Origin of the sequence: Tissierella praeacuta, assembly GCF_040396155.1 — a bacterium.
Taxonomy (GTDB): Bacteria; Bacillota; Clostridia; order Tissierellales; family Tissierellaceae; genus Tissierella; species Tissierella praeacuta_A.
Genome location: NZ_JBEBOY010000002.1, coordinates 171,332 through 186,290, shown reverse-complemented (window position 1 = coordinate 186,290; position 14,959 = coordinate 171,332). Strand labels below are relative to the sequence as shown.

At 31.8% G+C, this 14,959-nt stretch carries 13 protein-coding genes and 6 tRNA genes; 2 read left to right on the top strand and 17 right to left on the bottom strand.

What is annotated here, in order from left to right:
- Positions 1-109: 109 nt before the first annotated feature.
- The 9 genes from ABWP20_RS02110 to rdgB form a co-directional block, all read right to left on the bottom strand.
- Positions 110-1,765: a Na/Pi cotransporter family protein gene (locus tag ABWP20_RS02110; RefSeq protein WP_353093254.1), complete on the bottom strand. Its 1,656-nt coding sequence runs from the start codon at positions 1,763-1,765 to the stop codon at positions 110-112.
- Positions 1,766-1,933: 168 nt separating this feature from the next.
- Positions 1,934-2,009 (bottom strand) — tRNA-Arg (locus ABWP20_RS02105).
- Positions 2,010-2,057: 48 nt separating this feature from the next.
- A tRNA-Leu gene (locus ABWP20_RS02100) sits at positions 2,058-2,141 on the bottom strand.
- A gap of 21 nt (positions 2,142-2,162) precedes the next feature.
- Positions 2,163-2,238: transfer RNA gene (locus ABWP20_RS02095), tRNA-Lys, on the bottom strand.
- A gap of 34 nt (positions 2,239-2,272) precedes the next feature.
- Positions 2,273-2,349: transfer RNA gene (locus ABWP20_RS02090), tRNA-His, on the bottom strand.
- 18 nt (positions 2,350-2,367) lie between these two features.
- Positions 2,368-2,444, bottom strand: a tRNA-Arg gene (locus ABWP20_RS02085).
- 11 nt (positions 2,445-2,455) lie between these two features.
- A tRNA-Gly gene (locus tag ABWP20_RS02080) sits at positions 2,456-2,529 on the bottom strand.
- Between the two features lie 92 nt (positions 2,530-2,621).
- Entirely contained in the window at positions 2,622-3,104 is a 483-nt protein-coding gene (locus ABWP20_RS02075; RefSeq protein ID WP_353093252.1) for a metallophosphoesterase, read from the bottom strand.
- 1 nt (position 3,105) lies between these two features.
- Positions 3,106-3,717, bottom strand: coding sequence for an RdgB/HAM1 family non-canonical purine NTP pyrophosphatase (gene rdgB, locus ABWP20_RS02070; protein ID WP_353093250.1), 612 nt, complete (start codon positions 3,715-3,717; stop codon positions 3,106-3,108).
- Positions 3,718-3,864: 147 nt separating this feature from the next.
- Here rdgB and ABWP20_RS02065 point away from each other — a divergent pair, with 147 nt between their 5' ends.
- Positions 3,865-4,179: a DUF4491 family protein gene (locus ABWP20_RS02065; protein ID WP_353093248.1), complete on the top strand. Its 315-nt coding sequence runs from the start codon at positions 3,865-3,867 to the stop codon at positions 4,177-4,179.
- Positions 4,180-4,288: 109 nt separating this feature from the next.
- Here the strand turns inward: ABWP20_RS02065 and ABWP20_RS02060 are convergent, their stop codons facing one another.
- The 4 genes from ABWP20_RS02060 to ABWP20_RS02045 form a co-directional block, all read right to left on the bottom strand.
- A complete protein-coding gene (locus ABWP20_RS02060) occupies positions 4,289-5,278 on the bottom strand; it encodes a GerMN domain-containing protein (protein WP_353093246.1) in 990 nt (329 codons plus the stop codon).
- A 69-nt stretch (positions 5,279-5,347) separates the two neighbouring features.
- Positions 5,348-5,869: a DUF2179 domain-containing protein gene (locus ABWP20_RS02055; RefSeq protein ID WP_353093244.1), complete on the bottom strand. Its 522-nt coding sequence runs from the start codon at positions 5,867-5,869 to the stop codon at positions 5,348-5,350.
- A gap of 49 nt (positions 5,870-5,918) precedes the next feature.
- Positions 5,919-7,997 carry an N-acetylmuramoyl-L-alanine amidase gene (locus tag ABWP20_RS02050; protein WP_353093242.1) on the bottom strand — a complete coding sequence of 693 codons (2,079 nt, stop codon included), beginning with the start codon at positions 7,995-7,997 and terminating at the stop codon, positions 5,919-5,921.
- Between the two features lie 111 nt (positions 7,998-8,108).
- On the bottom strand, positions 8,109-9,104 hold the full coding sequence (locus tag ABWP20_RS02045) for an AIR synthase family protein (protein WP_353093241.1): 996 nt from the start codon (positions 9,102-9,104) through the stop codon (positions 8,109-8,111).
- Positions 9,105-9,360: 256 nt separating this feature from the next.
- Here ABWP20_RS02045 and ABWP20_RS02040 point away from each other — a divergent pair, with 256 nt between their 5' ends.
- Positions 9,361-9,498 carry a hypothetical protein gene (locus tag ABWP20_RS02040; RefSeq protein ID WP_353093239.1) on the top strand — a complete coding sequence of 46 codons (138 nt, stop codon included), beginning with the start codon at positions 9,361-9,363 and terminating at the stop codon, positions 9,496-9,498.
- 78 nt (positions 9,499-9,576) lie between these two features.
- Here ABWP20_RS02040 and arcC read toward each other — a convergent pair whose 3' ends face one another.
- The 4 genes from arcC to gatA form a co-directional block, all read right to left on the bottom strand.
- Positions 9,577-10,515 (bottom strand): carbamate kinase, encoded by a 939-nt coding sequence (gene arcC, locus ABWP20_RS02035; RefSeq protein ID WP_353093237.1) that lies wholly within the window; start codon positions 10,513-10,515, stop codon positions 9,577-9,579.
- Positions 10,516-10,683: 168 nt separating this feature from the next.
- The gene (locus ABWP20_RS02030) at positions 10,684-11,937 is read right to left on the bottom strand and encodes a dicarboxylate/amino acid:cation symporter (protein ID WP_353093235.1); all 1,254 of its coding nucleotides are present in this window, start codon (positions 11,935-11,937) and stop codon (positions 10,684-10,686) included.
- A gap of 134 nt (positions 11,938-12,071) precedes the next feature.
- Positions 12,072-13,502: an Asp-tRNA(Asn)/Glu-tRNA(Gln) amidotransferase subunit GatB gene (gatB, locus tag ABWP20_RS02025; protein ID WP_353093233.1), complete on the bottom strand. Its 1,431-nt coding sequence runs from the start codon at positions 13,500-13,502 to the stop codon at positions 12,072-12,074.
- Positions 13,492-14,955 carry an Asp-tRNA(Asn)/Glu-tRNA(Gln) amidotransferase subunit GatA gene (gatA, locus tag ABWP20_RS02020; protein ID WP_353093231.1) on the bottom strand — a complete coding sequence of 488 codons (1,464 nt, stop codon included), beginning with the start codon at positions 14,953-14,955 and terminating at the stop codon, positions 13,492-13,494. The genes gatB and gatA overlap by 11 nt, the downstream gene beginning before the upstream one ends.
- Positions 14,956-14,959: the final 4 nt, after the last annotated feature.

Below are 14,959 nucleotides of genomic sequence, written 5' to 3'. Positions count from 1 at the left end.
AAAATAATTGGTAAATTTATCTAATCTCAAATTTACTAGCACAACAGGTTAATTTTATTATTTATAAAAATAGAGTCCATTAATGAACTCTACAATTTATTATATACATTTAATTATATTTTCTCTTATCTCCAAATAATTCATCCTTTGTATACATGGCTATTTTATATATATGATCTGCAATCCTTTCAAGATGACCTACTATATCTATAAAAAGCACTCCTGAATCTACGTTGCAGGTCCCTTCATTAAGTCTTCTTATATGGTTCTCTTGAAAAGTTTCACTCATTTCATCTACTCTATCTTCTAATTCAACAATTCTTTTTATAATCTCATTATCTCTCTTTTTAAGAACAATAACAGTATTATCAAATAGCTCAATAATAGTTTTCTCTAATTCTTTTAATTCATTTATGGCAACATCTGTAAATGAAAGATTTCCATCTATTTTTCTATTAAATAAGGTATATATTTCAATAACCCTATCTCCAGATCTTTCAATATTATTTATACTACTTATCATAGCTGGCACCATAAGAGATTGTCTTTCTGTCAATTCTACTCTTGAAACTTCCACTATATACCTTGTTAAATCCTTCTGCATTTGATTTATTTCTGCCTCGTTATCCATGATTTCAGCTACTTTTCTTTTATCATCTGTATACACCATATTCATTACGTCTGAAACCATGTCTTTTAAAATTTGAGTACCTCTAATAAGCTCTGTCCTGGAAGCTTCTAATGCTGCCACTGGTGTATCTATCAAAAGTTTGTCCAGTATTACCTTTTCCTTAGTTCCATTTCCTTTTGACCTTATTAGCTTATTAAGAAATTTCACATAGAATTTTGTTAGAGGTAAAAATATTAGGGCATTTATTGAATTAAATAATGTATGCGAATTTGCAATATATGTTGATATACCTGCTTCTGGCTTAGGAAAATAATCTGTTAAAAATACAATAGCCTTCAAAAATACTGGCATTGCTACAAAAGCCAATAAAACTCCAAAAATATTATAAAGAGTATGACCCCAAGCTGTTCTTCGAGCATTTATATTTCCTGTCATACTTGCAAGTTGTGCTGTAAAGCAAGTCCCTATATTATCACCTAAAATAATATATATTGCTGATTGTAAATCCAAAAGTCCTGCTTGACCTAAGACCATTACAAGTCCAATTGTAGCAGCACTACTATGTACCATTGCAGTAACACATATACCTAAAAGTAAACCAACTGCTGGAATAGACGCATAGTGGGTAAAAAAGTATTTTAGAGTTTCACTTTGCTGCATATATGGAACTCCTTCATTTAATATTTTTAACCCTAAAAACATCATTCCAAAGCCCATAAGAGCTTGACCTATATTTTTAATTTTCTTGTTTTTTACGATACAATTAATGCCAAAACCTATGCCAAGAACCGGCAAGGCTATATCTGTTAATTTGAATTTAAAACTAAATGCCATAAGCTGAGCCGTTATTGTCGTGCCAATATTAGCCCCATAAATAATACCTATTGCCTGTGAGAGTTTCATAAGCCCAGAATTAACAAATCCAACAGTTAATACTGTAACAGCAGTACTACTTTGAACTATTGCAGTAACAAAAATCCCTACTAAAAAAGCACTCCATACTCTGCCAGTTAATACTGTGAGTATCTTTTTCATAGTTTCTCCAGAAGCCTTTTCAAGACCATCTCCCATCATATCTACACCATACATCAATAAAGCCGTTCCACCAATAAGCCCGAATATTAGCTCCTTCATTAGTTTACCTCCAATTAATAATTAACAATTTTCATGCTTTAAGATAAATTACAAGATACCAATTTGTAATAATTTTATCAATAAATTTTTACAAATTCAATGCTAATTATTTCTATACACGGATTACCAGAACAATAGCCTTACATACAAAAATTGTAAGGCTATTGTTGGCACACCAGAGAGGACTCGAACCCCCAACACCTTGATCCGAAGTCAAGTGCTCTATCCATTGAGCTACTGGTGCATATTAATATTATATATAAAAAAAATTGGCTAATGCCAATTCTATGTATGGTGCGGGAAAGAGGACTTGAACCCCCACGTCAATGACACTAGATCCTAAGTCTAGCGCGTCTGCCAATTCCGCCACTCCCGCATATGCCTAATAAGGCATTAATGGTGATCCATCCGCGACTCGAACGCGGGACACCCTGATTAAAAGTCAGGTGCTCTGCCGACTGAGCTAATGGATCATATATAATTTTATTTGTTAACAGATGATGCATATGGGGTGGATGATGGGATTCGAACCCACGACCTCCAGAGCCACAATCTGGCGCCATAACCAACTAGGCCACACCCACCATATTTAAAACTTTTTTTGGCGCACCTAGGAGGATTCGAACCCCCGGCACACGGATTAGAAGTCCGTTGCTCTATCCTACTGAGCTATAGGTGCAAGCTCACATTTGGAGCGGGTAAAGGGGATCGAACCCTCGCAACTGGCTTGGGAAGCCAGCGCTCTACCACTGAGCTATACCCGCATAGTTCGCTACTCAGTGATGCCTTTTAAAATAACTCCATTCGCTAACAATTTAAAATTATATCAGGTTCTAAATACAATGTCAATAGCATATTATGAATTTATTTGAATTATTTTAGTTTTTATTGTCTCTTCAATTTCTACCATACCGAAAGTCCTTGTTTTTTCAGCATTTCTCGGCAAAGATGGACTTCCAGGATTCATTATAATCATATCTCCTATTTTCTCTATAATAGGTATATGTATATGTCCAAACAACACCATATCCACACCTAATTCCAATCCTTTATAATACAGATTGGTCATTCCATTTTGCACATTATATTTATGTCCATGGGTTAAAAGAATTTTCTTTCCTCTAATATCAATTATTTCATCCTCTTTATATTCACTATGAAGATAATCTCCATTACCCCTTACTATTATAGCTTTGACTCCTATTGCCTTAGATATTTTAACGGCGTCAGTTACATAGTCTCCAAGATGACATAAAATATCTGGTTTTTTTATTTCTGACAGCTTTTCTATAATAGCTTTGTTATCTCCATGGGTATCACTAACTACTGCTATTCTCATATTAATCAACCTCTAACATATTCTTTAATTCTTCTTTCAAATTTTCTAATGCTTTTGCTCTATGGCTTATTTCATTTTTTGTTTCTTCTCCTAATTCTCCAAATGACTTATCATATCCTTTTGGAATAAATAAAGAATCATATCCAAATCCATTATTCCCTTTTGGTTCAAATCCTATTTTTCCTTTACATTCACCTGATACTACTATCTTCTCTTTATTCTCAGTTATTAATACTATTACTGTTTCAAATTTAGCATTTCTATCACCTAAAGACTTGTTTCCTAATTTCTGTAAAAGTTTATTGTTGTTTTTCTCATCGTTTCCTTCTTCTCCTGCATATCTGGCAGAATAAACTCCAGGCTCTCCATTTAGTGCATCTACAAACAAACCAGTATCATCTGCTAAAACCATATAATCTACTCTTTCTGAGAGTGCCTTTGCCTTTTTAAAGCTATTTTCCTCCAATGTCTCTCCGTCTTCTATTACATCTAAATCTCCTAAACCTACATCTTTCTTTGAAACAACTTCTATTGATAAATCCTCAAGGATATTTTTTATTTCCTCTACTTTATGTTCATTACTAGTAGATAATACAAGTTTTCTTTTTCTCATGTCTAGTTATATACTCCTTTATTTTAGTATCTATTATGCTATTATATTTTACCAAATAAAAATACTTTTATCTATAAAAATGAGAATATAAACTGTTGACTTTTTTACATTTGTCTGATAAATATTATTCTATAGGAGGGAATTTAAATGAACATAAGTGGAATCTTAGTCGGCATTGGAGCATTTATTATTATTGGTGTATTTCACCCTATTGTTATAAAAACAGAATATCATTTTGGAAAAAAAGCATGGCCAGTATTTTTGATTTTAGGTATCATATGCAATTTAACTGCAATGTTTATATCTAATATTGCCATTTCTTCATTAATGGCTGTTTTAGGATTTACTTTATTTTGGAGTATTAAGGAATTATTTGAGCAGGAAGTTCGTGTAAGTAAAGGATGGTATCCTAAAAAACCTGAGAATCAATCAAAATCTACTAGTTCAAGTGAAAATCAATAATATCTATTTCAAAAAACTTGTCCTATATTTCTCCATTCTATTTCTCTATGAAAAAGAAAAAGCGAGCATAGCTCGCTTCCCAATTCCTTTATTAGCAATTATTATCCTATTAATATTCATTAGCAAAAACTGGAATCGTAGTATTTATTGTTTCCCCATCTATAAGTAATTCAACATTATCAATTTCATTAAATTGACTCAATGTTAGACCTATATTTTTTACTATGTCACTAAACATTCCATCTTCAGATGAGTCTGAGTAACTATCATAGGATATATCTACATATGCAGTACCATCTTTTACTTCTACCCCTTGAAGCATAATGCCCCTTGGAATATCTGAAAATAATCCTACATCTTGTGGCGGTCCTTCAAATAAAAGATCTAAAGCAGAATATACATTTGCCACTGGTGCTAAAGTAGGTATAGTAACTGGTATAAAATATTCAAATTCTTCTTCATTCATTCCCTTATAATAAACAACCACTTTAGAACGACCATCTTCCAATTTGCCAACTAAATTAATATTTTCCCTTGCCAAAGGTTTGCTAACATCTGCCCCATATTTTAAAGAAGGCAATTCCTTTCCCCCAACTAAAATTTGTACTTCTTTAATAGCTGGGAACTCTGTTAGAGTATATACTACTCCCTTTATAAAATTTTCTTCTTCCTTTTCTGATTGATTTTCTAAAACTTTCTCAGAAAAATCTACCTTACATACACCAGTTTCATCATTTATAGAGATTCCTAATACCTCTGTACCTGCTGGAATTACAGGCAATAGTCCAGTAGGGTTTAGGGTTTCTCTAAGTTGAGGACTATCAATCATGTTGTTAAGTGTTACTTTTGCAATTCCTTCCTCCCAAGGAATTTTTCTCATTACAGGAACTAGGTAGCCATCCTTATCTTTAAAATACATGACCGTCTTTCTCATTCCTTCTTCTTCAGTTACCTCTACATCTTTTTGATCAGAACTAATTATTTCTATGTCATTATCCTTAGCTGATAACCTATCATTAATAAGGTTTTTCCCAATACCTAGTACCGTTAGACCTAAGACTATTATTAGTCCAAATAATATTATTCTCCTGTTCACCATCATCAACCCTCCTAAATTATACTATTACATTATATTAGAAGAGTTGTCAGACTATGATTAATTTATCTTTTACTTTTTGTTAGATGCAAAATACCCACCACTAATTGGATTAATATTGTTTACTGTAATAAACGCATTTTTATCATATTCATATACTATTTTCTTTAAATTAGGTAAGTCTTTACGATTTATTGCTACATTTAATATTTCCTTACTGCCTTCTAATCCTTGACCTATTATAACAGTTACACCAAACCCTTTTTCTCTAAGAATTTGAATTAATTCCTTATTATCAGATGTTTTTAAAATGATTTGAGTTGCTAAATTTCCTAATGCAATCTTATTTTCTATTGTAATTCCCAAATAATTTCCGCAGGCAAAACCTAGTGCATAAGATAAAAGATTTAAGGGATTGTCTAAACTGCTCACTACTTTACTTAATGCTGTTACATAAATACTTACCTCAAAAAATCCAATTAATGCTGCTTGAAGCTTTCTTCCTTGTACAACCATTAGTGTCCTAATAGTAGCCAAAGATACATCCATTACCCTTGCAAAGAAAATAAAAAAATATCCAAATAATAAGCCCATACCATTTCCTCCTTAAAATATAATAAGCAAGGTCTCCCTTGCTTATATATTAATACATTTCCAAATACTTTTCTATTCCTTTTACAATAGCATCAACTATTTTATACTGATATTGTTCAGTATACAAAAGTTTTTCCTCTGCCGCATTGGATATAAATCCTGTTTCTACTAAAACTGCTGGCATTTTTGTTTCCCTAAGAACCACTAAATTTGGTCTTTGAACAATGCCTTTATCTACTGCTCCTGTTGCCTTTAATAACTCTTCCATTATAACCTTGGCAAAAGGATGTTGGTCTACCCCTTTTTTATCTGAATTAGTCGCCGGACAATATAATACTTGAATTCCAGCTATAGACTTATTGTCATGAGAGTTACCGTGTATACTTACAAACACATCAGCATAATTATCATTTGCTATTCTAGCTCTTTCATACAAATCAATAAATTCATCTGTATCTCTAGTCATTATTGTATTGTAACCTGAAGATTTCAACGCCTCATTAAGCTTTAATGATATACTAAGGTTTAATTCTTTTTCTGTTTTTTTAGTGACAGATGTAGCTCCAGGGTCCTTACCACCATGACCAGCATCTATAACAATTAGTCTGCCTGAAGGTTTAACATTTTGACCACCTTTCCTTATTAACAAAGAAACTTTACTGTCAAATGTTCTAGAGAGTAAAATATACTCTATATCTCGTGTAAGTCTAACATAAACTTTTGTGTCTTTTTTATCTTTAACTACTTCAACTTTATCTATTAGTCCATCGTTTATAGACATAATGCCTTCATTTAATTCCACATCATCTGTTGGAATAGTTATTTCTATTAATTTACTTTCAGATTCATAGTCTACAGTATATTCTGTTTCCACAAGATTGTTAATAGTAAAAATCTTATCAGCACCCTCTGGAGTATAAGAAATATTTTCCCATAAAGATTTTTCAGGATAGATTATAATTTTGTCATCAGCATAATCTATCTTTACATCTGGCTCAGATACTCCTTCTTTTACATCTAATACTACTCTAACAATTTGATCCATAGAACTATAGTTACTATCACTACTAAACTGTGAAACTCTAACGCCTTTAATAAATCCCAAATCATAATCGTAACTATATTGAACATTATCTCCTATTACAGAATCCATTAAATCTATTACTACCCTTTCTGGAGATTTAAGTTTCATTATATTAGACTTAATCTTAGAAGTACCTTGAACTACAATAGCTTCCTTTCCATCAATTATTTCCTTTGTAATGGATTTTACATTATTTCCAAATGATACAACCATATCCTTTCCATCATTTGTTAGTGAAATATTATTCTCCATTTTTTTCTTTAATTTTATTACTACTCTAGTAATATTAGGATTTGAGGAAAACTGTGAATACTCAATTTTTTCGATAATATCATCATTTACATTTATACTTCCTTGAGTATCTTTAGTATTGACTAAATCGAGCTTAGAATCTTTAATGTCTATAACTAGACTATTTAAATCTTCTAAAAACATTGTTTCATATACAATACTCTTACTACTGTTTATAACTATTTTGTTCTTATCTGTACTTCCCTTTCCAATGGAAATGCCTTTTATAGCACTTACGTTATCTGGTATCTCTGGTTTATCTTCTTGTTTAGAATTAATATATGGTACATTTTTAGCACTATCCCAACCAGTTTCATAGCCAAATACTTCATTGACAAATCTTAACGGAACCATAGTTCTAGTACCTTTATTTCCTAAAGTTGCTAATCTAGGAATGGCATACTCATCCAAAGTTTTCTTTTCACCGTTTATTACAGCCTTATTACTATTTATAGTGAAAATTCCTTCCTTGTCCTTGTAAACTACTGTAGCAGTCTGAGTCTTTTGGTCCCATTTTACTTCAGCACCATAGATTTCTGCTACAAATCTAATAGGAACTAAAGTCCTATTAGTATGAACAAAGGAGGGAAATTCAGTGTTTATCGCTTGTCCGTCCATAATAATCGGCACTGGTTTTACAGATACCTTAGTACCATTCATACTTACTTGAATTCTGTTGTTGTCTGCATGTCCTATTTGGCTAAACAAGAATAATACCACAAATAGTGACAGCATTACTTTCCATTTTTTCATTTATCTACCTCCCATGTCCTACTACCCTTAGTAAAATCTGCCTATTTTAGTTATATCATTTAGTCAATTATTATGTCAACGAATTCCGAATTTTGTAATCATAATGTAATATTAGTTTTGGAAGGATAATGCTTTATATAATTCATCAGCTTCCGGTGGTTTTACATCATAATTTTCTCCATTTTTCTCTAATATAATGCCTTTTTCTATGATTTCTCCTATGACTGTACTCTTAATCCCAGCTTTCTCCAATTCATTATTGATTATAGAAACCTTTTCCTCTTCTGCAATAATTAACATAGAACCGCTAGATATTAATCTATATAAGTCTATATTTGTTATATCTGCAATTTCTCTAGTTACATCTTCAACTGGTATCAATTCTTCTAATATCTTTACTCCTTTACCAGTAGCCTTAGCAGCTTCCCAAACTGCTCCTAAAACTCCTCCTTCAGTAATATCATGCATATATCTTACACCAATTTTACCGCAGATAATGCCTTCCTTAACTACACTAATCATACTATCCATTTTTTGTGCTATTTGAAGTTTATCTTTTCCTAGTTTATCAATCAATTTATCTTCCAACTCTTTTGCAATTATGGATGTTCCCTCTATTCCTGCATATTTAGTAATTAATATCTTATCTCCTATATTTATCTTTCTCGAATCTGGAAGTTTTTCTTTAGATTGTTTTCCGATAACCGTTGTACTTAATACGATTCTATTTACTGCATCAGTAATCTCTGTATGTCCTCCTACTATTTCTACATTTATCTCCTTTGCTACTTCTCCTGCGTCCTTCATTATATTTTCTATATCTTCTTCTGTAGTATCAGGTGGTGCCAAAATAGTAATCAATATCCCTATAGGCTCTGCACCACTAGTAGATACATCATTGCATGAAATATGTACTGCCAGTCTTCCAATATCTTTAGTTGCTCCTGTAATAGGATCTGTACTCATTACGCATAAATTATTTCCAAGGTCAATTATAGCATTGTCTTCTCCTACTGCTGCTCTGACTAATACTTCTTTTCTTTTATTCGTTATATTTGATAAAACTATTTTCTCTAGAACGTCATTAGGTAATTTTCCTATTTCCATTTTGCTACCTCCTAAAGTGTTTCCTCTATATTTTAATCAATTATATTGTACCATATGTATAACACTTTTTATACACTTTGGGTACACTTTAAAATATCTTTTAATAATATTTAAACTTATTTTGGATAGAATAATTAAAGCAATGGATAATTAATAATTAAGATATTTATAAAGTAATTAAATAATAAGTTGCTATTCTATACTAACTTTATTCTTCCACTTTCCATTGTCAATTATATTAAGGGAGGGTTTATATTTGATGATACCTTGTTCTGAAAAATGTATATATGAAGATGATGGTTTATGTTCTTTAAAATCGGTTATTCCTCCATCCAACACTCCTACAAAAGATTGCCCTTATTTTACTGAAAAAGAAAAAAAAGATAATCCATAAACTCTCCAGAACTTTAAAGGAACAAGTAGCAAAACACCCTTGGATAAGTTATTATTTATCCAAGGGTGTTTTTACTATCTATTTTATAATCATTGTCCCTGCTTTTCCTTCTATTGCTTCCTTTAAAAGATCTAAAGAAGTGATAATTACCTTTTTTCCACCTCTATCTAAATATTCTATCCCTGCCTCTATCTTTGGTCCCATACTTCCCTTTGGGAACTGTCCTTCTTCATAATATTTTTTAGCTTCCTGTAAAGATATTTCAGATAAAAGTTGTTGATTTGATTTCCCAAAGTTTATTGCTACCTGTGGAACTCCTGTTAAAATCACAAGGAAGTCCGCATCTATTTGATTTGCTAACAAAGACGATGCATAGTCCTTATCAATAACAGCCTCTACACCCTTAAGCATTCCATTATCATTAGCAACTGGGATACCACCGCCTCCTACAGTAATCACTATAGTTCCGCTGTCTGCTAATACCTTTACTGCTGATTGTTCAATAATATCTAAAGGTCGTGGAGATGGTACTACTCTTCTATACCCTCTGCCACTATCTTCTACCATTATATAATTTTTAGTCTCAGCAATTTCTTCTGCTTCCTCTTTACTGTAAAATGGTCCTATTGGTTTTGTTGGTTCCTTAAATGCTGAATCATTTTCATCAACTAATACCTGTGATAGTATACAAACAACATCCTTTTTAATGCCTCTTTCTTTTAGTAAATTTCCTAGGGATTGTTTTATCATATAACCTAGTTCACCTTGGGTCTCAGCCACACATACATCAATAGGTAGTACAGGAATCTTATCCTTAGCAGCTTCACTTTGTAAAAGTATATTTCCTACTTGTGGTCCATTTCCATGAGTTAATATAATTTTATATCCATCTTCGATTAAATCTGCAATATATGGACACATTTTATTTATATTGCTATACTGCTCCTCTGCTGTTCCCTTTTGTCCTTCAGATATTATTGCATTACCGCCAATTGCAATTACAATCTTTTCTCTCAAAGTGCACCTCCTGATTTTGACATAGTTCACATTTACATTTCAGTTTTGCCATTTGCTTTTTTAACTTACCTTCGTAATATTATACCACTTCTAATTATCAATAATAAATATTTTTTTATTTTAAAATACATAGAAATAGGATCCATTTTTAGATCCTATTTCCATATATCATGATTTTGCAATTTCCATATTTAATTCTCCTTCTTGTTTTGCTATTACTGCAGTACATACTGCATCACCAGTAATATTTGTAACAGTTCTTCCCATATCCACAAGTCTATCTATACCCATAAGTAATCCAATTCCTTCTAAAGGCAAACCTATTGACTGAAGTACCATAGAAAGCATTATGGTACCAGCTCCTGGGACCCCAGCAGTACCTATGGATGCCAAAGTAGCAGTAAGTATTACGGTCAATATCATCCCCAGAGTTAGTTCATATCCATATACTTGAGCTATAAAAAACACTGCTATACCCTGCATTATAGCAGTACCGTCCATATTAATTGTCGCTCCTAATGGAATAGTAAAAGATGCAATATTCTTTGAAATACCTAATTCCTTTTCTGCTATTTCCAAAGATACTGGAACTGTAGCATTACTACTGGCAGTAGAAAATGCTACTGACATTGCTGGTAAAAATTTCTTATAGAATACCCTTGGTGATAAGTCCGTTAATCCTTTTAAAAGACCTCCATAAACAAAGAACATATGAATTATTAGTCCAACATATACTGTAAGTATATATTTAATCAAAGGTAATACTCCCGAATATCCCACTGTAGCAAAGGTTTTTGCTATAAGGCCGAAGACTCCTATTGGTGCAAATAACATTACTATTTCTACTAACTTCATTATTAGATCATTTAAATTGATAAATAATTTTGATAAAAATTCGACTTTTTTGCCTAATAAAGATAAACCTATACCTGTTAGTATAGCAAATACAATGATTTGGAGCATATTACCTTCAGCCATTGCAGCTATAGGATTTTTAGGCACCATTTCATATAAAATTTGAATAAGTGGTACTTTAGGATTTATTGTAGGCTCTACCACTTCTATAGCAGACATATCTAATCCAACTCCAGGTTTTAAGAAAAATCCCAATATCAATGCAATGACAATAGCTATGGCAGTAGTGGTTAGATAAAAGCCTACGGTTTTTACTCCAACCCTGCCTAATTTCTTTACATCTCCAATGTTCGCAGCACCATTTACTAATGAAATAAAAACTAAAGGAACTACAAGCATCATTATTCCTCTTAAAAATATCTGACCAATTAATTGAAAGATTCCATTGATTAAAATTACATCTTTGATTATTCCACTAGGTAATTGGAAAACTATAATTCCAATAACTAATCCAAGTATGAGTCCAATAAGAACTCGTAATGTAAGACTTACCTTTTTCTTAGCCATAATATCCCTCCTTAAAATATTTTATGTGCCATGAATAATAATTATTATTATAATTGTATTGTATTCTGAATGTTTTTTCAAGTTAAAATTATCTGAATAGAGCTTGGTATAAAAAAATAGACGGGGTTTCCCATCTATCTTTCATTTATCATATCTATAATCATTTTATTTACAATTTGAGGATTAGCCTTGCCCCTTGATGCTTTCATTATTTGTCCCACCAAAAATCCAATAGCTCTATCTTTACCATTTTTATAATCAATAATAGATTGCTCGTTTTCATCTAGGACTTTTGCTACTATTTCTTTTAATGCTCCCTCATCGCTAATTTGAACTAATCCTTGTTCTTTTACTATTGTTTCTGGGTCTTTACCTGTATCGAAAATCTCCTTTAATACTTTTTTTCCAGTATTATTATTAATTTTACCTTCTTTAACAATAGATATTAACTTTGCTAGAGCCTCTGGAGTAAGAGAAGTATCTTGAATTTCTACTTCTTCGTCTTTTAATCTCCTTAAAACATCTCCCATAATCCAATTACTGACTAATTTTGAATCATCTATATGTTTTATAGTTTCTTCAAAGAAAGAAGCTAATTCTTTAGATGATGTCAATACTCCCGCATCATATTCTTCCAGCTCATATTCCTTAATAAATCTTTCCTTTTTATCATGAGGTAACTCTGGAAGGTTATTTTTTATTTCTTCTATCCATTTATCATTAATTTCTATAGGTGATATATCTCCATCAGCAGCATATCTATAATCTGCTACCTCTCCTTTTGCTCTCATAGTTATAGTTTCATTTTTTACTTCATCCCATCTTCTAGTTTCTTTAACAGTATTTTTTCCTTCCTTCAAAAGAGCTATATGTCTTTGTTCTTCATATTCCATAGCCTTTACTGCACCTTTAAAGGAGTTTAAGTTCTTAATCTCTGTAATATTAGTTTTGGCTCCAGTTTCATTATCCACAACATTTATATTTACATCACATCTAAGGGAGCCTTCTTCCATTTTACAATCTGATACTTCTATATATTTTAGAGTTTCTTTAAGTTTTTCAAGGAATAATCTAGCTTCCTCTGCTGTATTCATCTCTGGCTTTGTTACTATTTCTATTAGAGGTACTCCAGATCTATTGTAGTCAATTAGTGTATCTCCATCTGTTGTATGTGTTTGTTTTCCTGTATCTTCTTCTATATGAATCCTTTGCAAATGGATTTCTTTAGTTCCACTTTCCAATTCTATCTCTATATAACCACCATCACATAAAGGTATATCATCTTGAGAAATTTGATAACCTTTAACCAAATCTGAATAAAAATAATTTTTTCTATCCATTCGAGTCCTAGTATTTATTTCGCAATTAAAGGCAATCCCTGCCTTTATGGCATATTCTACAGCAGTTTTATTTATCACAGGAAGTGCTCCAGGCAGTCCAATACAAACAGGACAACAATGTGTATTGGCTTCACTACCGAAAGCATTTGTACAGCTACAGAACATTTTTGTTTTAGTCATAAGTTCAGTATGGATTTCAAGTCCAATTATAGTTTTATAGCTCATTTTTTAGTCCTCCTTCAAATCCTAGCCCCGCTTTAATAATATTTGCTTCCTTAAATCTATCTCCGATTATTTGAAGACCTACAGGAAGTCCATCTACATATCCACATGGTATACTCATTGCACAAAGACCTGCAAGATTAACTGGAACAGTAAATAAGTCCGCCATATACATGGATAAAGGATCTTTAGTTTTTTCTCCAAACTTAAATGGTAGCATAGGAGATGTAGGAGATATGATTATATCATATTTATTAAAAGCCTTGTCAAAGTCTTTTTTTATTAAAGTTCTTATTTTCAATGCCTTTTTATAATGTTGATCTGCATATCCTCTACTTAATGAATAAGTACCTAACATTATTCTTCTTTTTACTTCTTCTCCAAAGGCTTCAGTTCTTGAGTTTATATATAATTCATCTAATGTAGTATATTCCTTGGCTCTATATCCATATCTGACACCATCAAATCTAGCTAAATTAGAACTAATTTCTGATGTTGATATAATATAATAAGTCGATAGACCATATTCTAAATGGGGTAAAGAAATCTCGTCTACTTCAGCACCTAAAGATTCCAATATTTTAATTGATTTAGTTGTTTGTTCTTTAATGCTATCATCTACACCCTCATTAAAGAACTCCTTAGGAAATCCTATTTTCATTCCTTTTAAATAATTGTTAAAATCTATTTTCTCAGGAAAACTTCCAAATATTATAGTTCCTTCTGGATTATTAAAAGAAGTGGAGTCTTTCTTATCATATCCAGTTATGGAAGATAACATAAAGACAGCATCCTTTACATCTCTTCCAAATACTCCTACTTGATCCAATGTGTTAGCCATAGGAACCACACCATATCTTGATACTATACCATAGGTTGGCTTTATCCCTACAACATCACAATAAGATGCTGGTTGTCTAATAGAGCCTCCTGTATCTGTACCTAAAGCTAATGCTACTTCTCCAGCCTTTACTGCTGCAGCTGATCCTCCAGAGGACCCTCCAGGTACTCTTTCTAAATCAACAGGATTTTTAGTAGGTCCAAAATATGAAGTCTCTGTAGATGAGCCCATAGCAAACTCATCCATATTAGTCTTTCCTATAATTATCCCATCGGCAGATTTAATTTTTTCTACAACTGTTGCATCATATGGTGGAATGAAATTCTCTAGCATCTTAGATGCACAAGTAGTTCTCAAATCTTTGGTCATAATATTGTCCTTAATCCCTATAGGTAATCCTGCTAATAATCCTATTCCTTCACCATTCTTTATTTTTTCATCTACTCTATCTGCCGCTTTTAAGGCTTCCTCTCTATTTAAAGATATAAAAGCATTTATATCTTTTTCCATTTCATCTATTTTATTAAAATGGGCTTCAATCAATTCTCTACTTGATATTTCTTTTTCATGTATTTTCTTTCTCATTTCAAATGCTGATAATTTTGTAATATCCATTATC